The organism is Micromonospora sp. DT178, from assembly GCF_049841695.1.
Taxonomy (GTDB): domain Bacteria; phylum Actinomycetota; class Actinomycetes; order Mycobacteriales; family Micromonosporaceae; genus Micromonospora.
The window spans coordinates 1-1,689 of the sequence record NZ_JBNCKV010000038.1; the positions used below are offsets into that span (position 1 = coordinate 1).

Annotated in this window: 1 protein-coding gene; it reads left to right on the forward strand. The window is 69.6% G+C overall.

Features of this window, described 5'->3' with window-relative positions:
* Window positions 1–1,689 (forward strand): SDR family NAD(P)-dependent oxidoreductase (locus ACLQ22_RS31825; RefSeq protein ID WP_425695570.1); only part of this gene is annotated, 1,689 nt, incomplete at both ends.

Sequence of the window (1,689 nt, forward strand, 5' to 3'; positions counted from 1 at the left end):
ATGGGGCCTGGTCCGCTCCGCGCAGTCCGAACACCCCAACCGATTCATCCTGCTCGACCTCGACGATGACACCGACCGCAGCGGCGAACTGCTTGACCTGGACGATGACACCGACCGCGGTGGCGAACTGGGCAGGATCCTGACCGCGGTGCTCGACAGCGGCGAACCGGAGATCGCGGTACGCGCTGGTGAGCTGTATACCCGGCGGTTGACCCGGGCCGGTGGTACTGGCCGGCTGCCCCTGCCCGGCTCTGACCGGTTGCCGTCCGGGTTGGATTCGCGTGGCACGGTGGTGATCACTGGCGGGACCGGGGTGTTGGGTGGGTTGTTGGCCCGGCATCTGGTCGCCACGCACGGGGTCAGGCATCTGTTGTTGTTGTCCCGGCGGGGCCCGGCCGCGGCGGGAGCGACGGAGCTGGTCGCTGATCTGACTGAGCTGGGCGCGCGGGTGCAGGTGGCGGCGTGTGATGTCGCTGACCGGAACGCCCTGGCTGAGGTGTTGGCGGCGGTACCGGCCGAGCATCCGGTGGTCGGGGTGGTGCACACCGCCGGAGTCCTCGACGACGGGGTGATCGAGGCGTTGACGCCGCAGCGGCTGGAGACGGTACTGCGGGCCAAGGCCGACGCGGCGTGGTGGCTACACGAACTGACCCAGGATATGGATCTCGCGTTGTTCGTGGTGTATTCCTCGGCCGCGGCCACCCTCGGGTCACCGGGGCAGGGCAACTACGCCGCGGCGAACGCGGTTCTGGACGCCCTGGCGCTACGGCGGCAGGCCGCCGGTCTGGTCGGGCAGTCGCTGGCGTGGGGGCTGTGGGCCGAGCAGTCGGCGATGACCGGGCATCTCGACGAGGTCGACCTGGACCGGATGCGACGCGGCGGTGTTCTTGCCATGTCCTCCGAGGAGGGCCTGGCGTTGTTCGACGCGGCGGTGCGTACCGACCAGCCGCAGCTGGTGCCGATCCGGTTGGACGTGGCCGCGCTGCGTCGTGCCGGCGCCGGCGCCGGTAGCGTGCCGCCGTTGTGGCGGGTGTTGGCTGGTGGCTCGACCCGCCGGGCGGCGACCACAGCCGATACGCCGGTGGATCTGGCCGCCAGGCTGGCCGCTATGGGAGTCGAGGAACGCCAGCGGACAGTCCTGGAACTGGTACGGGCTCAGGCCGCGGTCGTGCTCGGCCATGCCGGCCCAGCGACGATCGATCCGGACAGCGCGTTCCGCGAACTCGGCTTCGACTCGTTGACCGCGGTGGAACTACGTAACCGGCTGGCTACCGCGACCGGGCTGTCGTTGCCGGCCACGCTGGTCTTCGACTACCCCAGTGCGGTGGTGTTGGCCCGGTATCTGCTGACCGAACTGCTCGGTGAGCAGACCGACGTCCTTGCGCCGGTGGCGGTGGGTGCGGGTGTCGATGAGCCGGTGGCGATTGTGGGGATGGGGTGTCGGTATCCGGGTGGGGTTGATGGCCCGGAGGCGTTTTGGCAGTTGCTGGTCGAGGGTGTTGACGCGGTGGGTGGGTTCCCCGCGGATCGGGGTTGGGATGACGGGTCGTCGTATGACTCGGATCCGGCGCGGCCGGGGACCAGTTATGTCCGCCAGGGTGGGTTCCTGACTGATGCGGCGTTGTTCGACGCGGGGTTCTTCGGGATCAGTCCGCGGGAGGCTGTGGCGATGGATCCGCAGCAGCGGCT